Annotated in this window: 16 protein-coding genes and 4 pseudogenes; 8 read left to right on the top strand and 12 right to left on the bottom strand. The window is 35.5% G+C overall.

Annotated elements, in window-relative coordinates:
• Window positions 1–135 precede the first annotated feature (135 nt).
• From OOK97_RS02275 to OOK97_RS02265, 3 genes are all read right to left on the bottom strand, one after another.
• Window positions 136–714, bottom strand: coding sequence for an RlmE family RNA methyltransferase (locus tag OOK97_RS02275; RefSeq protein ID WP_010962344.1), 579 nt, complete (start codon window positions 712–714; stop codon window positions 136–138).
• A gap of 76 nt (window positions 715–790) precedes the next feature.
• Window positions 791–1366: a PopZ family protein gene (locus OOK97_RS02270; RefSeq protein ID WP_264705528.1), complete on the bottom strand. Its 576-nt coding sequence runs from the start codon at window positions 1364–1366 to the stop codon at window positions 791–793.
• A 19-nt stretch (window positions 1367–1385) separates the two neighbouring features.
• Window positions 1386–2609: a TolC family protein gene (locus OOK97_RS02265; RefSeq protein WP_006279873.1), complete on the bottom strand. Its 1224-nt coding sequence runs from the start codon at window positions 2607–2609 to the stop codon at window positions 1386–1388.
• 129 nt (window positions 2610–2738) lie between these two features.
• On the opposite strand from OOK97_RS02265, the gene rplM reads away from it, so the two are divergent.
• The 3 genes from rplM (at window position 2739) to OOK97_RS02250 (ending at window position 4121) form a co-directional block, all read left to right on the top strand.
• On the top strand, window positions 2739–3197 hold the full coding sequence (gene rplM / locus OOK97_RS02260) for a 50S ribosomal protein L13 (RefSeq protein WP_010082596.1): 459 nt from the start codon (window positions 2739–2741) through the stop codon (window positions 3195–3197).
• A 10-nt stretch (window positions 3198–3207) separates the two neighbouring features.
• Window positions 3208–3663: a 30S ribosomal protein S9 gene (gene rpsI, locus OOK97_RS02255; RefSeq protein WP_006279875.1), complete on the top strand. Its 456-nt coding sequence runs from the start codon at window positions 3208–3210 to the stop codon at window positions 3661–3663.
• Window positions 3664–3809: 146 nt separating this feature from the next.
• Window positions 3810–4121, top strand: a complete 312-nt coding sequence (locus OOK97_RS02250) for an HU family DNA-binding protein (protein ID WP_010082594.1) — start codon at window positions 3810–3812, stop codon at window positions 4119–4121.
• Here the strand turns inward: OOK97_RS02250 and OOK97_RS02245 are convergent.
• The gene (locus tag OOK97_RS02245) at window positions 4114–4821 is read right to left on the bottom strand and encodes a pyridoxine 5'-phosphate synthase (RefSeq protein WP_264705527.1); all 708 of its coding nucleotides are present in this window, start codon (window positions 4819–4821) and stop codon (window positions 4114–4116) included. The two genes, OOK97_RS02250 and OOK97_RS02245, sit on opposite strands and share 8 nt — an antisense overlap.
• 136 nt (window positions 4822–4957) lie before the next feature.
• Here OOK97_RS02245 and OOK97_RS07560 point away from each other — a divergent pair.
• A pseudogene (locus OOK97_RS07560) lies at window positions 4958–6044 on the top strand (IS3 family transposase).
• A 468-nt stretch (window positions 6045–6512) separates the two neighbouring features.
• On the opposite strand, the gene OOK97_RS02225 reads toward OOK97_RS07560, so the two are convergent.
• From OOK97_RS02225 to OOK97_RS02200, 6 genes are all read right to left on the bottom strand, one after another.
• Window positions 6513–7148, bottom strand: coding sequence for a hypothetical protein (locus OOK97_RS02225; protein WP_077188484.1), 636 nt, complete (start codon window positions 7146–7148; stop codon window positions 6513–6515).
• Window positions 7149–7276: 128 nt separating this feature from the next.
• Window positions 7277–9793 carry a leucine--tRNA ligase gene (gene leuS, locus OOK97_RS02220; RefSeq protein ID WP_264705525.1) on the bottom strand — a complete coding sequence of 839 codons (2517 nt, stop codon included), beginning with the start codon at window positions 9791–9793 and terminating at the stop codon, window positions 7277–7279.
• Window positions 9794–9805: 12 nt separating this feature from the next.
• Window positions 9806–10402 carry a murein hydrolase activator EnvC family protein gene (locus OOK97_RS02215; protein ID WP_006279879.1) on the bottom strand — a complete coding sequence of 199 codons (597 nt, stop codon included), beginning with the start codon at window positions 10400–10402 and terminating at the stop codon, window positions 9806–9808.
• A 45-nt stretch (window positions 10403–10447) separates the two neighbouring features.
• Window positions 10448–10774, bottom strand: a complete 327-nt coding sequence (locus tag OOK97_RS02210) for a MerR family transcriptional regulator (protein WP_006279880.1) — start codon at window positions 10772–10774, stop codon at window positions 10448–10450.
• Complete coding sequence (locus OOK97_RS02205; RefSeq protein ID WP_006279881.1) at window positions 10774–11079, bottom strand: integration host factor subunit alpha; 306 nt, start codon at window positions 11077–11079, stop codon at window positions 10774–10776. The genes OOK97_RS02210 and OOK97_RS02205 overlap by 1 nt, the downstream gene beginning before the upstream one ends.
• Window positions 11080–11139: 60 nt before the next feature.
• On the bottom strand, window positions 11140–12327 hold the full coding sequence (locus OOK97_RS02200; RefSeq protein ID WP_006279883.1) for an MFS transporter: 1188 nt from the start codon (window positions 12325–12327) through the stop codon (window positions 11140–11142).
• Window positions 12328–12678: 351 nt separating this feature from the next.
• Here OOK97_RS02200 and OOK97_RS02195 point away from each other — a divergent pair, with 351 nt between their 5' ends.
• A complete protein-coding gene (locus tag OOK97_RS02195) occupies window positions 12679–12879 on the top strand; it encodes a hypothetical protein (protein WP_174515785.1) in 201 nt (66 codons plus the stop codon).
• A gap of 142 nt (window positions 12880–13021) precedes the next feature.
• On the opposite strand, the gene OOK97_RS02190 is transcribed toward OOK97_RS02195, so the two are convergent.
• Window positions 13022–14524 carry a leucyl aminopeptidase gene (locus tag OOK97_RS02190; RefSeq protein ID WP_264705524.1) on the bottom strand — a complete coding sequence of 501 codons (1503 nt, stop codon included), beginning with the start codon at window positions 14522–14524 and terminating at the stop codon, window positions 13022–13024.
• Between the two features lie 96 nt (window positions 14525–14620).
• Complete coding sequence (locus OOK97_RS02185) at window positions 14621–15262, bottom strand: protocatechuate 3,4-dioxygenase (RefSeq protein WP_253303174.1); 642 nt, start codon at window positions 15260–15262, stop codon at window positions 14621–14623.
• Window positions 15263–15728: 466 nt separating this feature from the next.
• Here OOK97_RS02185 and OOK97_RS02180 point away from each other — a divergent pair.
• The 3 pseudogenes from OOK97_RS02180 to OOK97_RS02170 all read left to right on the top strand — a co-directional run.
• Window positions 15729–16299, top strand: a pseudogene (locus OOK97_RS02180) (DUF6444 domain-containing protein); the annotation flags it as partial.
• 54 nt (window positions 16300–16353) lie between these two features.
• Window positions 16354–17733, top strand: a pseudogene (locus OOK97_RS02175) (IS4 family transposase).
• 52 nt (window positions 17734–17785) lie between these two features.
• Window positions 17786–18082 (top strand): annotated as a pseudogene (locus OOK97_RS02170) (PD-(D/E)XK nuclease family transposase); the annotation flags it as partial.
• Window positions 18083–18155: the final 73 nt, after the last annotated feature.

Here is an 18155-nt window from a genome sequence, read left to right as displayed (position 1 = left end):
CCGATACATTAAGTAATCCTTACCTTTTAATCTGCAGATTGACGAAAGCAAATACAATAGCTTCAGTTTCATGATAAGGTGGCTGTCAGAGTTTGTCAAGCAACTTTCTTGCTTCTGTGAGTACCTGGATTAATATTATATAGAAGGTTTGCTGCCAATAAAGCCTAAACTTACCAAATACATTTCTGTAGATTCAGATCTACTGGACTTTGGTTTAAAGTATTTTACTGTTTTAAACATTTTTTTTAGCTCGTTACAAAAATCTTTATCAGATTCTCCTTGGAAAATTTTTACTACAAACGTGCCACCATGGCTCAAGAAATGCTTTGCAAAATTGAGCGCTGCCTCACATAAAAGCATAATTCTGATATGATCCAACGATTTTAAACCACAAGATTCGGGCGCCATGTCAGATAAAATTACATCAAATTTTTGATCCTTGAATTTTTCTCTTAAAATTTCAAACTCATTGATAATATCACATTGTATAAACTCTACTCCATTAATTGCGTTCATTGGTTTTATGTCAAGAGCAACCACATTTGCACCTTTCTGAGATGCAACTTGTGACCATCCACCAGGAGAAGCACCAAGATCAATAATTTTTTGCCCTTCTTGGAATAATTTAAATTTGTTATCCATTTCTACCAGCTTATATGCTGAGCGTGACCTATAACCATCCTTGCTAGTTTTTTGCACATACTGATCATTCAAATGACGATGTAGCCACCTTGTTGAAGATAGTTTTCTGCCTCTAGCCGTCTTTACTCTAGTTTTTATTGCTAATACCCTACTTATTATTGATTATATTTTTAAGCTCTTTTTCAACTACTTCTTTTACCAGTGCATGTAGATATTTATTCAGCCATTCTGAGAGCTGAGGTTTTAAAAGAGATGTAACTAATTCTTCAACAGTAAGGTTCGCTTTTTTTTGTTGTTTATGCTGTAATTCGTTTTGCATTTTTCCAAGCAACGCTTTGATCTCTTCCATATTCTCTTTTAAAATTAGATGATCGTTATTTTGCGCTTGTAAGCCGCTATTACTCGCTTTGTTATTACTCATTTGGATATTATCGTACAAATAAATATCTTTTTTTTCTTCTGAATTGTAGCTATGGCCATTAAATTGGTTATTGTTGCAAGCCATTTCCTCACTTTGGTCATCATTATCAATGTCCTCTTTTTCATTATTTTCTTTTTTGCCATCTTCTTCTATTTCTTCTGGATACTCTTCCTCAAGGTATAGCACATCATCATTTTCATCCTTTATTTCTGCTTTATCGTTACTCGCGTTTTTACCCGATATAGCTTTTTTTATATCTTCTAGGATATCTTTTACAGATTGATTGCCTTGTTCACCATGCATAGTGCTAATACCATTAAATTTAGAGGTCTATACTATTTATCATAAAAAGCAAGTTGTAAACACTAATCACATAATTGCTTTTTGCTTCAACTAAGTCTGAACGTGCTTTAAATAATGCATCTTCAGTGTCCAAAAGGTCAGATGTACTCTTTAAATTTAAGTTTACTTCTTGCTCAACTCCTTCCAATGCTAGAGCTGCTGCTTTTTCCGCTTCTTGACTTGCTTTGATAATGGCCTTTGCTGTCAACACATTATTCCAAGCATTTACAACTGCTTGTTCTATATTTTTTACCGTTTCATAATAATCGTAGGTAGATTTTTTTGCATCCATTTTAGCTTTACTGACACCAAAAGCATTAACTCCTCTCTTAAAGATTGGAACATCAAGAGTAAAAACTACATGAACATTTTCTAATAGTTTGTCTACCTTCATACCATCCTCCCCAAAATTTTTGCTTGCACTTAGATTTAAAGAAGGAAGCCACTTGGAGCTTTCAGCAATCACTTCCATTCCGGCTGCTCTTTTTTGATAAACTGCTGCTTTTAGAGATAAATTATTGGTTTTTGCTAACTGTAAACATTCATTTAGCTCTGGAACAGAAGGTAGTTTATCATTAGCTTCAGAAAGGTCATCAGCATCTTCGCCAATCAAATGATAATAAGCAATATTTACCAACTTTAATTTACCTTCAGCATCAACTCTTTCGGATATAGAAGACGAAAATTTTGCTTTTGCTAACAAAACTTCAGCATTGGTTACCTCTCCAAGGGAAAAGCGTTTTTTCATAGCTGACAAATGTTCCAAAGAAACGCGTTCTTTATGTTCTCTGAGCTTTAATATTTCTGTCTTTTGTAAAACATTAACATATGCTTTCACAGCATTAAGTGCAAGCTCTTGTTTTAATTGCTGAAATCGCATCTTTTCTGCTTTGAGAAGATGGCTTGATCGACTGAATGTGGCAAAGGTACCACCGCCATCGATTAATTTCTGGCGCAATGTAAGTTTTTTTTCAGATGTATCAAGATTAAAGTTACTATCGAAATTGTATTGCAAATTAATGTCAGGTAAAAATCCAGCTAACCCAGAAGATTTATAGTGTTTTTCTGCGCTTTTATATTGGTAAAATTGAGACTTTATTTTTGAGCTATTTTTGATGGCTTTGCTTATCACTTCTCCCACATCGGTTGCATAGCAACTTATAGTATTAAAAATGATCGCAAGTGTGATAATCAATCGAAACATTCTAATTCCTATGCATATTGGTTGCGCAGCTCAATTACTAACATAAATTACTTTAATAATCAATAACTAATATTGTTGACACTATTGAGAAATTAAGTATATCATAGCTTACTATTGTTGGATCAAATAATGAAGACTTTTTTCTTAAAGGAGAAACAAATCAATAAAAAGTGGTTTGTCATAGATGCAGAAGGATTAGTGGTAGGGAGGCTTGCAGCATTTGTAGCGACACTATTACGTGGAAAGCATAAACCTGAGTATACACCTCATATGGATTGTGGCGATAATGTAATTATTATCAACGCAGAAAAGGTGCATTTCACCGGAAAGAAGCTTAAAGATAAAATTTACTATAAGCATACAGGTTATTCTGGTGGTTTGAAGAAAACTACTCCAGATAATATTTTAAATGGCAAATTTCCTGAGCGTGTAATAGAAATGGCAGTGAAAAGGATGCTTGATGATGGGCCTATGGCACGTAGACGCTTTGAAAATTTGTATGTTTATTCTGGTTCAGAGCATAAGCATCAAGGACAGCAACCTGAAAAGATAGATTTTGCCTCTTTGAATCGTAAAAATAAAAAGTAATGGAGTAAAAATGAAGAGTTCTACAATAAATAACAATGATTGGTCAGAAAAGACAATTAAATCAGCAGTTGATTCGCTTGGTCGTTTATATGCTACAGGCCGAAGAAAAGAATCTGTAGCAAGAGTATGGATAAAGCCGGGGAGTGGAAAATTTAGTGTTAACAAAAAAGGCGATCTAATTTCTTATTTTAAAAGAGAGTCAGTGTGCCAAATAGTAAAAATGCCATTTGTTGCAACTTCCACATTGGATAAATACGATGTATTTGCAACTGTAAAAGGTGGAGGGCTATCTGGTCAAGCAGGTGCTCTAGCTCATGGAATAAGCAGAGCTTTAAGTAGTGTAAGCCAAGATTTGCATTCTATACTACGTAATGGTGAGTTCTTAACTAGAGATTCACGTGTTGTTGAACGTAAGAAATATGGTCAACATAAAGCTCGGAAAAAGTGTCAATTTTCTAAGAGATAGTTATTTTATAGGGGTGTTTTTTTGTAAGTATTATACAAATATTTGCAAAAATGTATGATATCCTCTATTTTTGTGATGAATTTAGTTGACTATCGGTGTCAACATAATATGCTATTTATGTGATTTTTTCAATATTAAGGTAATTTATGAGTAAAGAAGATATAATAAAACAATTAAAGGAAGATTGTTCTAGTCAGAATATAGATATAACAAAATCTGATTTGAGCAAGATTCATGATGCGTTTATTAAAATAATAAAGAATGAGCTGCATGGGAAAGGTGAAATACGTTTGCATGGAATAGGAACATTTTCTACTGCTATCAGTCAGGAAAAACAATGTCGTAACCCCCAAAGTGGTCAGATCATGACTGTTCCTAAAAAGACAAGGGTAAAATTTAAAGCAAGCCAAACTCTTTTAAGTATTTTAAATGAGAAGGAAAAAGCAGCAGTTAGTTAGACATTGTCATTTTCATTGTTTTTACTACGCTGTGTAAGCCGTAAAATACAGCTTCGCTAATTAAATAGTGGCCTATGTTAAGAGCTGAGATGTGAGGTATTCTTGTCATCTTCTTAGCGTGTTTATAAGTTATGCCATGTCCTGCGTGGCATTCTATTCCTAATTTATTGACGTACTCTGCAGCATTAGTAATTAACTGTAACTTTTTTTCTGATGGATTATCACAGTAATCCCCTGTGTGAATTTCTATTATGTCAGGTTTTGTCACTAGCTTTTCAAGATATTTTAGTTGATCAATATTTGGATCGATAAACAGTGAGACTTTTATGCTAGAGCTATGCATTTCCTCTATTATACTAGAAAGTTTACTGTGCATATTCACGATATCCAGGCCACCTTCGGTTGTTAATTCTTCTCTTTTTTCTGGTACTATACTAATCGAATAGGGTTTTACCTTTTTTGCTATTTCAAGCATTTCTTCCGTGGCTGCAATTTCAAGATTTAGCTCAGTGCTAATGCTTTTTTTTAGGTTAAATACGTCTTCATCTCTAATATGCCTTCTATCTTCTCGTAAGTGTACAGTAATAAAGTCTGCTCCAGCGTCAATGGCTATTTCTGCTGCTTTCAATGGATCTGGATAAGAAGTTCCGCGTGCGTTGCGGAGGGTTGCAACGTGATCGATATTAACACCTAGTTTCACAATCTACCTCAGAAATTATTTATAGATTATACATGTTATTAGGTTTTTTGCATAGTCATTGTTTGACCTTATCCAGAAAAAGTGGAGAGAAAGAAAGGAGTTTTTTCGGGTAAAATAAAATTTTGGAGGATTAGAAATGGTAAGAGAATATACAGCAGAATTCAAATTGGAAGCTGTTAAACTGGCAAATGAACAAAGAAAGGCAGGTCAAACAATTACAAAAATAGCAAAGAATTTAGGAATAAAGGGTGGTTTATTAGGAAAATGGATAAAGAAACACAACGAAAAAAAGTCGGCAGCAGATGCATTTCCAGGTAGAGGTAACATGGCTCCTTACGACAAAGAGAGGTTTGATTTACAAAGCAAGAGTAACAAGGGAAAGAGACATTTAAAAAAAAGCCCTGGCCAGTCAAAAAGAGTAAAATATTTTTTTATATAGTAACTGCTATAAAGTACAGGAATTATGTAGGATTTTCTGCTAGTGGCTACTATAAGTGGACCACAAGAAAAATAAGCAGTAGAGAATCAGCAAATAAAGAGCTACTCGAAGCTATTCAAAAAATATATCAAGTTTCTAAATGTAGATATGGAGCTCCTAAAATTCATGCTGAATTGAAGGCTTTGGGTAAAAGTTGCAATTTGAAAACGGTGCAAAGTATTATGCAGAAAAATGACATCAGGGCTATACTGAAAAGAAAGTTTAAAATTAAAAAACAACAAACAGATAATAGAGCTGTAGCTCCCAATATACTAGATCAAAACTTTATTGTTGATCAACCAAATAAAGTATGGGATTACTTACATCAAAACCAAGGAGGGATGGCTATATTTGGCAGCAATAATTCTCACGTATGGTAGTTAATGAGTAGTGCAATAAATAAACAATTGGTTATGAACTCTTTATTAATGGCCATTAATAGGCGTAAACCTGTTAAAAATCTACTGCTGCACAGTGACCAAGGTTCACAATATACTGCGCAAGGGTATCAATATCTCTTATCCATAAAAAACATAGATGAATCATAAAGGTTGTTGTTACGACAATTCTGTTGTGGAAAGCTTCTTCAGTTCTCTAAAAAGGGAGTTACCAATAGACACCTCTCGGCACTCTAAACAGCATATCAAAACTGCTATATTTGAATATATAGAAATTTTTTATAACAAACAACGTCACTATTAACTATTGCATTCCAGAACAATTTGATGCATCATTCTTTTTGTAAAAAACATTCCACACTTTCTCTCCACTTTTTCTGGGTAAGGTCAATTGACAACTGTCCACTTTCTATTCCCATGGATTCATATTTTTTGCCTTGACCAAGAAAAAATTCAGCTATTGCCTTACTTTCTCTTGCAACAACTTCTTCCTTAACAATTTTTCCTTTCTCATCAACGATACTTATAAAAGTTTCTTTTAGTGAGATCGCTATAATATTCCATGAGACTGCTCCTACTAATAAAAGTTTAAATTATTTTTGAAGAACTTATTCTACTGAATTCGTTACTTCGTGCTAAAATAATGGACTCCATCATTCAACAGCAATTACAGTATGTTTACCCTTTTTCTTGTTATTTTTCTAATCTATAGCTAGCGTTCAAAACCATATTCGAAAATACGTTTTCGGATTTTTTTTAATGCTGTTTATTTCATCCTCAACATCGTCTCTACCTTTATGAACTAAGTAGCAGCATTAAAAATTATAACGTACCCCTATCTCTAGAGTTGCATCTGGTATTTGTTTTGCTTTTATACCACTTAGTTGCCCACCCATGGTCATACCAACTGCACCAATTATCTGCGGAGTAATTTCATAATCAACACCTAACTTTAGTTTATAGGAAATAGAACTCAGTATTTTATCTACTACAGATGAACCAGCAGCTTCACCACCTGATTCTGGAGCACCTTGTGTTTCTTCTTCCTTTTCTTTTTCTTCTTGTGAACTATTGTCATCACCATCAACTGTATCACTAACACCAAAGCCAAAAGGTGTTATTTGGAGATATCCTCCTAAACCTCCGCTGACATATAGTTTAACGGGATCAATATCAAGGTCAGGATAGAAGCGGTAGTTTGCCAATAAGCTAGCTCCTATGCTCTTTAATGACTTAATATTACTGAGAACCTCAAGTTCAAATTTAGAGTTTTGGTCATAATGGTAACCAAGAACAACACCAGGTTTCATTTTAAAGCCACCACCCCAACCAGCACCAAAGTTTAAACCTGCATAGTACTTATCTTCTGACTTACTTGCACTATTACTAGCTGCACCTGCTAGAGATGAAGTAAGCAACACAGCCAAAACGCACAATCTCTTTATTTTCATATAACTCCTCATACAAAAAAATATATAATGCATAAGTATATATCCTTTATATTAAAAAAGATATAACTACATGTCAAAAAAAGTATAGCCATAAAATCAGATTATATAAAACGTACTACTCAGGTCTTTTATACAACTATATTTACTATCTTATTTGGTACAGCATATACAGTGCGAACTTTGCTTTGATCGATCTTACTGGACACAGAGTCTATCGCTATTTTCTTCAATTCTTCTTGAGGTAAGTTAATTGCCACCTTGATTGTTGTACGTAATTTTCCATTGATTTGCACTGCTATAGTTACCGTATCGTCAACTAATAATGATTCATCAGCTTTTGGCCAAGGTTGACCTCCTATTTCTTGCCATAGGCTTTCAGCTAGATGTGGTATGAATGGTTCGATTACTCTGATTAATATACATATACCTTCATCAATAAGAGATTTTCCAGTTTTTACGTCTATTTCAGCTATTAAATTCGTCATCTCACGAAATTTTGCCACTACACAGTTTAATCTGCAGTTTTCCAAGTCATCTGTAAGTCCGTGTAAGAGTTTATGAATTTTTTTTCTGTACTCTAGAAGTCCACCCGTAACATTTTCATTATCATAGTGTATATTTACAGGTCTTAGCTGCATGACCATACGCCACAATTTATTTACATAACGAGAACAACCCTCCACGCCATCATCGGACCATTCCATATCTTTCTCCGGAGGAGTGTCGGACAACACAAACAAGCGAGCAGTATCAGCACCATACTTTTCTATGATAAAGTTTGGGTCAACTGTATTCTTTTTCGATTTGCTCATTTTTTCAACTTTGCCCACTTGAACCTTAGCTCCTTGTGCAATCAACTCTTTTGCTTCTGCGGGAAATAGCCACTTACCATTTTCGTCTTTATAAGTTGCATGGCAGACCATTCCTTGAGTGATTAAAGTAGAGAAAGGCTCTTTAATATCAAAATAGCCACATTTGGTTAAAGCACGGCAGAAAAATCGTGAGTAAAGCAAATGCAGAATTGCATGCTCTATTCCACCTATATAATAATCAACAGGCATAAAACGATTACACGCATCTTTGTCTATTGATTTATCTTCGCTACAGAATGCAGCAAAATACCAAGAGGATTCAAAAAAGGTGTCAAACGTATCAGTTTCACGCTCTGCTTGCTTTCCACATTTTGGGCAATCAACAAATTTCCAAGTAGGATGTTTATCAAGTGGATTGCCACCACTTGTGAATTCCACATCCGCGGACAGTATTACAGGCAGGTCTTTTTCTGGCACTGGAACAGTACCACAGTCTTTGCAATATATAATAGGTATAGGGCATCCCCAATAACGTTGTCTCGAAATTCCCCAATCGTGCAAACGATAGTTTATTGTTTTTTTGCCTATTTTTTTTTCTTCAAATTTTTTAACTATGGCTTCCTTTGCTTCACTAACCATTAATCCGTTTAAGAATTCGGAGTTAAACATTGTCCCGTCTCCAGTATACGCCTCCTTTGTCATCTGAGTAGCTTGACACTGGGATCCATTGTAAGAATTCTGGTCACGCGCTGGAATGACACCTAAGTGGGCTGAAGAAATAACGGGAATTATCGGCAAATTATATTTCTGTGCAAATTCAAAGTCACGCTGATCATGTGCAGGGCAACCAAAAATCGCGCCTTCCCCATATTCCATCAACACAAAATTCGCTATGTAAAGCGGCAATTCCTTATCAAGAAATGGATGTTTGACGTTTAATCCGGTGTAAACTCCTATTTTTTCATCGTTCTCTCTTTTCGATTTTATTTCTTGGATCCCAGTGTCAAGCACTGGGATGACAACAGAAGAACCATTCTTTAAATCCTGCACAATAGGATGCTCTGCTGCCACTGCACAAAAAGAAGCCCCAAACAAAGTATGAGGATAAGTTGTAAAAACTTTTAATTTCTTATTCAGGCCAACTACTTCAAACTCTATAGTTGCTCCTTCAGATTTTCCTATCCAACGCTCCTGCATTGTTTTGACTTTTTCTGGCCAATTTTTCAAACTTTGCAGGCACTTGAGTAAATCTTCAGCGAAATCAGTAATCTTTAAAAACCATTGGGACAACTTACGTTTTTCAACAACTGCACCTGATCGCCATCCTTTTCCATCAACCACCTGTTCATTTGCAAGCACTGTTTGGTCCACTGGATCCCAGTTAACCCATGATTCTTTTCGATAGGCAAGCCCATGCTTTAAAAAATCCAGGAAAAATTTTTGTTCGTGTTTGTAATAATCAGGCTCACATGTGGAGAGTTCACGCTCCCAATTATAAGAAAGACCTATAGATTTCAACTGTGTACGCATATTATCTATATTCTCTTTTGTCCATATTTCGGGGCTAATATTGTTATCCCTTGCTGCATTCTCAGCTGGTAATCCAAACGCATCCCAGCCAATTGGATGCAAAACCTCAAATCCATTAGCTCTCTTGTAACGCGCTATCACATCCCCTATTGCATAGTTACGTAAGTGTCCCATATGAATTTTACCAGATGGATATGGAAACATTTCCAACACGTAACACTTTTCTTGTTTACCACTCTTGCTTACAGAAAAATCCCATTTATCTTGATAAAATTTTTCAACACTTTTAAAATCATATTTCATATAAATCCAAATTCAATTACAGTTCATATGCATCAAAGGATCAACCGCTTGGCCATTATGTCGTATTGTGAAACACATCTGTGGATCTTTATCTTGTGTGCTTGATTTACCTGCAGATCCAATTACTTGACCTTGCTTTACTTTATCGCCAATTTCAACATGTATGTTTTTTAAATAGGAGTACACAGTCATGTAATTATCTTTGTGTTCCACTATAATTAAATTCCCATACCATCTCAACCCTTTGCCTACATATATCACTTTGCCTGGTGCAGAGGAAACTACGTTCGTTCCATTTTGAGCAGCAATTTTTATGCCATCCTTACACATTTCATCAGAAGAGGTAGCTGAACCTTTAACTGGCATTACAAATTTACAATTTACCCCCACATTTTGTGTATTATTGTTATCTTTGTATATCCTATTTATGATGGCTTTTCTACTTTCTTTTTGCACTGAAGGCTCCCTAATTAAATGGTACTCTCTTGTATATTCCAGATCTCTTTTTCCGTAAAATTCTTCGCCTTTAAGCAGCACAGGTGCAGGTTTTTGCAGGCCACAGCCTATTAATATTGCTAATAACATAAGAAATGAGGCTATATGCCACATTTTAAACTCTCACAAAACTCCAAAATTTTAGCGAGACGTAGTGTTTCACGCCTGCTTGTTACTTTCCTCGTTATTTATTTTACTAGTTAAATAGTCCCTCAAATCGGTGAGTTCTTGCAACAAATTCTTTGTGACTTTTATATCATTACCAAATTCTTTTTGCACTCCTTTTATTGTATATCCTTTATCATATAGCATGTATTTTACTTTCTTTATGGCCTCTATACACTTGCGATCATATAGCCTTCTTCCTTTACGCTTTGTAGGCTTAATTTGATGAAATTGACCTTCCCAAAATCTCAAAACATGCTGTTCCAAATGTAGCTCTTCAGCTACTTCCCCAATCGTATAAAATAATTTTTCCTTGTTCATTAATTATTGATTGATTTTTTTATAATTTTTGAAGGCCTAAAAGAAACTGAATTTCTTGCCTGAATCATCACTTTCTCCGATGTATTTGGTATATTTCCTGGTCTTTCCTTCTTTTTCTTAACCAAGAATGTTCCAAATGACGATATTTTTACTATTCCATCCTTTACCAAGCTTGTCTTTATTTCGTCCAATATATCATCTATTATCGAAACAGAGTCTTCCTTTGATAATCCTATTTCTTGGTTTATATCTCCAGCTATCGTTGCCTTAGTTACTGTTGTGTCTTTTGTTGTAACGTGATCCATTATTGATAAATATTACAATACGTAAATATAATATAGCAATCGACTCGAGATTCAGCTACTTTATTTTTTAGAGTATGTCTCTTTTGTTGCATAATTTAAAATACCGGCAACTATCAATATCGCAAATATTGCAAAAAGTGCCATTTTATGATCTGTAAAAAGTGCTAACATTGACACTATAACTCCACTGCCAATAAACATAAATCCATTGATAATGGATGATGATGTGCTGATGTATTTTCGTTTCACAATCTCGCTGCCGACAGTAAAATTAAGCATATGTCCTCCCGCAAAAAACCCGAACATTAACATACAAAAGTACACAACGTGGACTGTTAAATGGCTGTATAGTAAAATAATAATTGAGACGCCTTGCAATAAAGCAAAAGCAGAAATTACATGTTTCCTATTTTTAAATAAGTTTGAGATTCGATCTGCAATTGGAGCACCAACTGCAAGACCAAGCCATAGTATTGCAGTTGCTATACCTGACTCCATTGCATTGAGTTCTGAGTTGCCCAGTAACCTTGGAGCCCACAAGGTATTAAGTGCTAAAAATGTTCCAAAAGTAATAGCACCCACCACTGAAGTTATCCAGATATCTCTTAATTTTAGCACTGTTAATATAGAGCACATTACTGTCTTCATAGAGCTTTTTATTGTGCGCTTTTCTGAGCTGCTTTCTGGAAGTGTGTTTGGACAAAAAAGCGTAAGTACAAATATCAACACACCAAATAGTATTATGCATACAATCAGATTTTTCCAATATGCATCTTCGGCAAGCAAGTTAGAGAACAGTATTTGAATTACCAAAGCAGAAAGGCTTGAAATTGTCTGCACTAGTGAAAACATTAGTCCAAATTGGGCAGCGGAAAAACATATGCTACTTGTGTGAGCAGCACCAATAAAACCAAATGATGCTCCAGTTGCAATCAACACTTGAGACAAAATCAAATGGGAGAAATTGTCACTATTAATAAGGACAAAAAACCCCAAGATCATAGTTGATAACGAGAAAAAATAAATTTTTTTACTGGAAAAAACATTAAACGTTGCTCCACTAAAAAATTGTAAGATGGCGAAAGTCCAAGTATATACTGAATTAGCCAGTGCAACTTGCGCGATTGTAAGTCCAAGTTCCTTTTCGAGATTTACACTTATAAAGGTATAAATTATCTGCATGTTGCTGAATATAACAACCAAGTTACTAATCAGCCAAATGAACCAAGCCTTAGCTCTGCTTTCCATAAGATTTATTTTTATAAGTAATCTATTAGAAATTTAACACTAAGTCTCTTTTTAAGCTATTGTTTCCTGACTACTGTTATAGCTAACCCAAAAAACGGTTTCCCTACGTCATGCCGCCGCGGTATCTCTTAGCCGCTAACAAGCAGCGGGATGACGATTGTCAGGGTGTCATCCCAGCGCCCCTATGATGTCATCCGAGTAGCCAACACTGGTTTCCATCCAAGACGGTGTCATTCCAGTGCTTGACACTGGAATCCAGACTTTAATTGTTATACTTGTAAATAATCTGGTGAAAATAAACGTTCATCTCAAAATGCAGTATTTTTGTTGAAATAGCTCAACTGGATCCCAGTGTCTGGGCACTGGGATGACACCATAGGAGGCTACTTGGATGACAAAAAAAGGAGCACTGGAATGACAGCAGTCCTACGTCATACCGCCGCGGTATCTCTAGATCCCGCTAACAAGCAGCGGGATGACGAGCTTATCGTCACGCCGCCACGAACCGTCATACCGCGATTCATTCGCGGTATCTCAGCCGCTAACAAGTAGCGGGATGACGGTTGTCAGGGTGTCATGAAAGTAGCTGACACTGGAATCCAGAAAAAAAGAAATATGTATCAGCTACTTTCATTTGCTGCGCCTCGAAAATAAACGTTCATGTAGCTAAGCCATAAATCCAGTATAAAGACCTTTAATCATTGGCTTCGTAGTACTTCTCAACCAACTTATTAAGTAACCTTACACCAAAACCTACTGCTCCTCTTGGACAAATGTCAGTACCTTTTTCGTGCCAAGCAGTGCCTGCGATATCTAAATGTGCCCAGCAAGTTTCATTCACAAAACGCTGTAAAAACTGTGCAGCCATTATGCTATCTCCACCAGAGCCTGCAGGAGCGATGTTTTGAACATCAGCAATCGGTGAATCAATAATTTTGTCATAAGTTTCATTCATAGGAAAACGCCATAACTTCTCATTTACTTCATTTCCTGCATCAATCAGACGGCTTGCTAATTCATCATTATTTGAAAAAAGACCAGCATATTCGTTATTTCCAAGTGCAACCACTATAGCACCAGTTAAAGTTGCAAGATCAATCATAAATTTTGGTGAGAATCTGTCTTGCGTATACCATAAAGCATCTGCAAGTATGAGCCTTCCTTCTGCATCGGTGTTCAACACTTCTATTGTCTGTCCAGACATTGAAGTTACTACATCACTTGGTCTTTGAGCATTACCACCCACTGCATTTTCTGCAAGTGCGACCACACCGATCGCATTTACTTTTGCTTTTCGTCCTGCTAAAGCATGCATCACCCCAACCACAGTAGCAGAGCCTGCCATGTCATATTTCATTGACTCCATACCACGTGAAGGTTTGAGTGATACTCCACCAGTGTCAAACGTTATACCTTTACCAACAAAAGCTATTGGCTTTTGTTCTTTAGCAGCCCCATTCCATTTTATCACTACTAATTTTGGTTCTTTACTACTTCCTTGTGCAACTCCAAGCAAGGCTCCCATTTTTTTCTCTTCCATCTGCTTTTTATCAAGCACCTCGATTTCAAGGCCAAGCTTAGTAAGTTCTTTTTTTATATGATCAGCATAGGATTCTGGATATAGAATGTTAGGAGGCTCTGTTATAAAAGAGCGCGCAAGGAATATACTCTCACCTTCTTGCCTTAAGTGCTCAAATGATCTTTCAGCATTACTTAATTGCTTATCTTTTACTAATACGGTAATCTCCTCTACCTCTGTAATTTTCTCATCCTTTTTAGTTTTATACTTATCAAACTTAAAACTACGCAGAAACGCACCATATGCAACATTTGCTGCACTACCTTCGATTAAAACCGCTGCTTTTTTAATTTTTAATCTGCTTAGCTCACAATATATTTTACCACCAATATTTAATTCTTTATTTTCATTCCATTCATCCTTCTTACCCAGTCCAACAACTATAACATTTTTTTCTTCTGGCAAAGCAGTAGAGAAAAATTCACCAAAACTTCCATTGAAATCGCTAAATTGCTTTATATTATCTATGACCTGTTTTCTTTGCAAAACTCCGCTATCATTTACGGTTTCGTTGTCTTCAAATAAACCCATTACTATTGTTTTAAAATCGGGCGAAATTTTAGAAATTGTTATTTTCATTGCTGGTATCTCCGTTGCAAATAATTGTAAATTGTACATAAAACATAGCAAAAACATCAGTAAGATATTTTTCATATACATCCTAAGTACAATAACACTTAAGTTTACTATGGACTCCCTTACATGCAAGGGTTTTTATCTTTTATTAGAGAACTTATTATATCCGCCCAAGGTAATGTTAAACGTATAGGTTTTTATGACCTGATCACTGTAAGTAAATGGTGTTATGAGAAGGCTTGCAAGCCCATTACTAACAAAATCTCCAAGAACAGGATCAGCACAATTATCGCAATTATGGTCAACAAAAAACATTTGCGTTGTGAATTCCGGAAAATCCGGATGTTGAACTAGAAAGTTAATATGTGGAGCTCTATCACCAATTTTACCAGGTGCTATCGTAATAAAATTATAATAGCCAAGATTATTCACTACAAACCTTCCTGATCCAGCAAAATTCGGATCATCCTCTATATTCTTATCGTAATGGTTCACGCCGCGTGAATTCGCGTGCCATATAGAAACTACAGCATTTTGTATTGGTAAACAGTTTATATCAGTAATTCTACCCACTATGTGTATTAATTCTCCTGTTGCACTATTTGGAGAACCAGGTTTCCTTCTTAAATTGTTTGAAGAGCTAAAATTTTTTGGCCTTGCATCAAGGTCATATATTTCTGGAGTTTCAATGCAGTTGAGCAAAACAGGATCAGCTGCAAATAGCGGCAAACTGAATACCATTTGTACTAAAAACGCTAATAAGATATTTTTCACATTCATTTCATTTATAATAGACTTCTTGCATAACCATATAACAAACTTTTATTGGAAATAGAAACGAAAAAACTTGCTTGACACCCTTCGCCAGCCCCCTTATCATAAAACTGAAGGTATTCAGTTATCTTCATCTGTGCAGATTAAACAGCAAGAAAACAACGTAGTTGGCGTCTTATTTTTAATTTTTTGCACTATGTGCACCTTATGTCTTCACAATATTTCTAGGTTTTTACCTACACAAGCTGAAACGCGCTATTTAAAACATTAAAAAACGCCAACTTAAAAAATGGATAGTGAATAACTAGCTACCCTAGGGTTTCTTTTGCCTTTTTTTCTGTTTAGTAAATTGTATCCGTTCAGCGGAGTGGTAGAATAAGGTAGACAAAGCAAGATAATAAAGATAATCATAGAGCAAAAGTGAGGTAATGTGGTAAACCTTTGAGAACTCTGCAAAAATTTACAGCAAAAAATAGAAAAGTTGGAAGGGAGGATAGAAGAGTTAGAGGCAGAAAATAAGGCCTTGAGGATTGAGAACGCTGAGTTGAAAGAGAGGCTTGGTTTAAACTCGAAAAATTCATCTCTACCGAGCTCTAAAGAATTGTACAAAACAAAAAAGGACAAGCCAAAAAGCGAAAGGAATGTTGGCGATCAGGTTGGGCATAAAGGAAATTTTCATGCCACAACGGAAGCGGATAAAGTAGTAAAAATAGAGTTGCCTAATATTTGCGAATGCGGAGGAGAGCTTGTAATATGCGAAAAACCTTATGTTCACCAAAAAGTTGATCTTCCGGAAATTAGGCCTTATGTAGTAATTGGAACATGGTCGTTGTTGGAGATGCAGAAAAAGAAAAAGTAGTAAGTTACCAGAAGGTGTTACGCCAGATACATTTGGTCCAAGGGTTAAGTCTATAATTGCAGCACTCAGCGGATTTTACAAAAACTCAAAGCGTGAAGTGGCTAGTATCATAAATGACATTTTTAATTTGAACATAAGTGTTGGCAGCATATCAAATCTTACTATTACCCACAAATATAAATGTACTTATAAATAAAGTATTACAATATTAGAGTTTGCAAATATTGAGGGTATAAAAATGGCAAATGAGAGTAATGAATGGGCTAAAAATGAATTTGGAGATGCTGTACTTGGAGATAAAAGATTAACTGACCGATTAGTAAAGATTGCTGATAGTTTGATAAGTTTACCTGAAAGCTCAATTAATGAGGCATGCGGAAGTTGGTCAGAAGCAAAAGCAGCATAACGTTTTTTTCAAAATGAGAACGTAAAAGAAGTCGATATTCTAGCTTCACACATTGATAAAACAGTTGAAAGAACAAAAGCTCATAAAAGAATTCTTGTGATTCAAGATACAACTTATATTTCATACTCAAGCCATAAGCGGATTGGGAACTATTGCTGGAAAAGGAGCAGTAATGCATACAGCCCTTGCTGTTAGTACGGAAGCTGGGAATACTGGATCAAAAGATTTACTCGAGGCAACTCATTTCTGAAGAAGAAAAAAGACTAAAGAGCCATCGTAACAACGTTCATATTGAGGATAAAGAAAGTATGAAATGGCTAGAAAGTTTAAAGAAAACAAATAATATTATAGATCTGGCCCAAACCGAAGCTATAACTGTATGTGACAGAGAAGCAGATATGCATGATTTTTTTGAACTTGCACATAATCTTAACTCAGCAATTTTAGTAAGAGCTCGCCACAACAGAAATGTAAATAAAAAATTCATGCATACCAGGAACAAGCAAAAATTATGGTCATTTATCCAAGGTCTCCCTTGCGCTGGAAAAGTAGAAGTTGAAATCCCTGCTAGAGATAACAAGCAAAAAAGGACAGCGTTTTTAGAAATTAGATTCGGAAAATTTATCACATGAAGGCCATATAAAATGTAAAGAAGGTCACATAAAATATAAACCGACAGAGTCTACAACTTCACGCAATTCATGTTGTTGAAAAAAACTCTCCTCCCGAAGCAAGTCCTCTAGAGTGGATGCTTTTTTCCGGTCAGTACTTTTGAAGAAGCTGTTGAAAAAGTTAGTTGGTATTGTTTGAGATGGAAAATAGAGATATTGCATAAGATTTTAAAATCTGGTCTCAAAGTTGAGGAATGTAGACTTGGAACAGCAGAAAGATTAATGAGGTATTTAACAGTCATGAGCATTATTGCTTGGAGAATTTTCTTTATTACATCAATTGCAAGAACTAACCCAACATTACCATGTACTGCCTTATTAGCTGAGGAAGAATGGAAAGTTTTATATGTTAAAATACACAGGAAACCATGTCCAAATATAGCCCCTACTATAAAAGAAGCCGTTTCGTGAACTTGGAGGTCATTTAGCAAGAAAAAGCGACCCAAAACCAGGACCAATTACTCTTTGGAAAGGGTGGAGACGTCTCTTTGATCTAGCAGAAGGATGGCGACTTGCTCACGAACCTCATATTTGTGGGTAATAGTAAGGTTTCTAAGGGAGGGAGTAGTAGTAATACTGCTTCCTTACCTGACCAGTTTGCTCGTGATAAAGGTTTTGAGAAACGCGCTCAATACTATGCTGCTAAAGCTTATTCAAGTCAAGCTCACAAAGGTGATCAAGATCTTAAAGGAGTTATTTTTATTGCTATCGCCGATTTTATCTTATTTCCTAACAAGCTGGCTTACAAATCTGATCACGTTACTTTTGATAAAATTACCTATGAACATGATCTCAAAGATTTTAGTTGCACTTTCATCGAGCTACCAAAGTTTAATAAGACAAAAGAAGATCAGCTTTCAAATATTGTTGAAAAATGGATTTATTTTTTTAGTGCGACCCTGAAAGTCGTGGTTTTGTGGTGGTTAAATTCCACTTTCCCTAGACATCGGGGATAATGTATAT

The sequence above is a fragment of the Wolbachia endosymbiont (group A) of Gymnosoma rotundatum genome, from assembly GCF_947250765.1.
Taxonomy (GTDB): domain Bacteria; phylum Pseudomonadota; class Alphaproteobacteria; order Rickettsiales; family Anaplasmataceae; genus Wolbachia; species Wolbachia pipientis.
The sequence above is the reverse complement of the archived record's forward strand: the minus strand, read 5'-3'. Positions and strand labels throughout refer to the sequence as shown.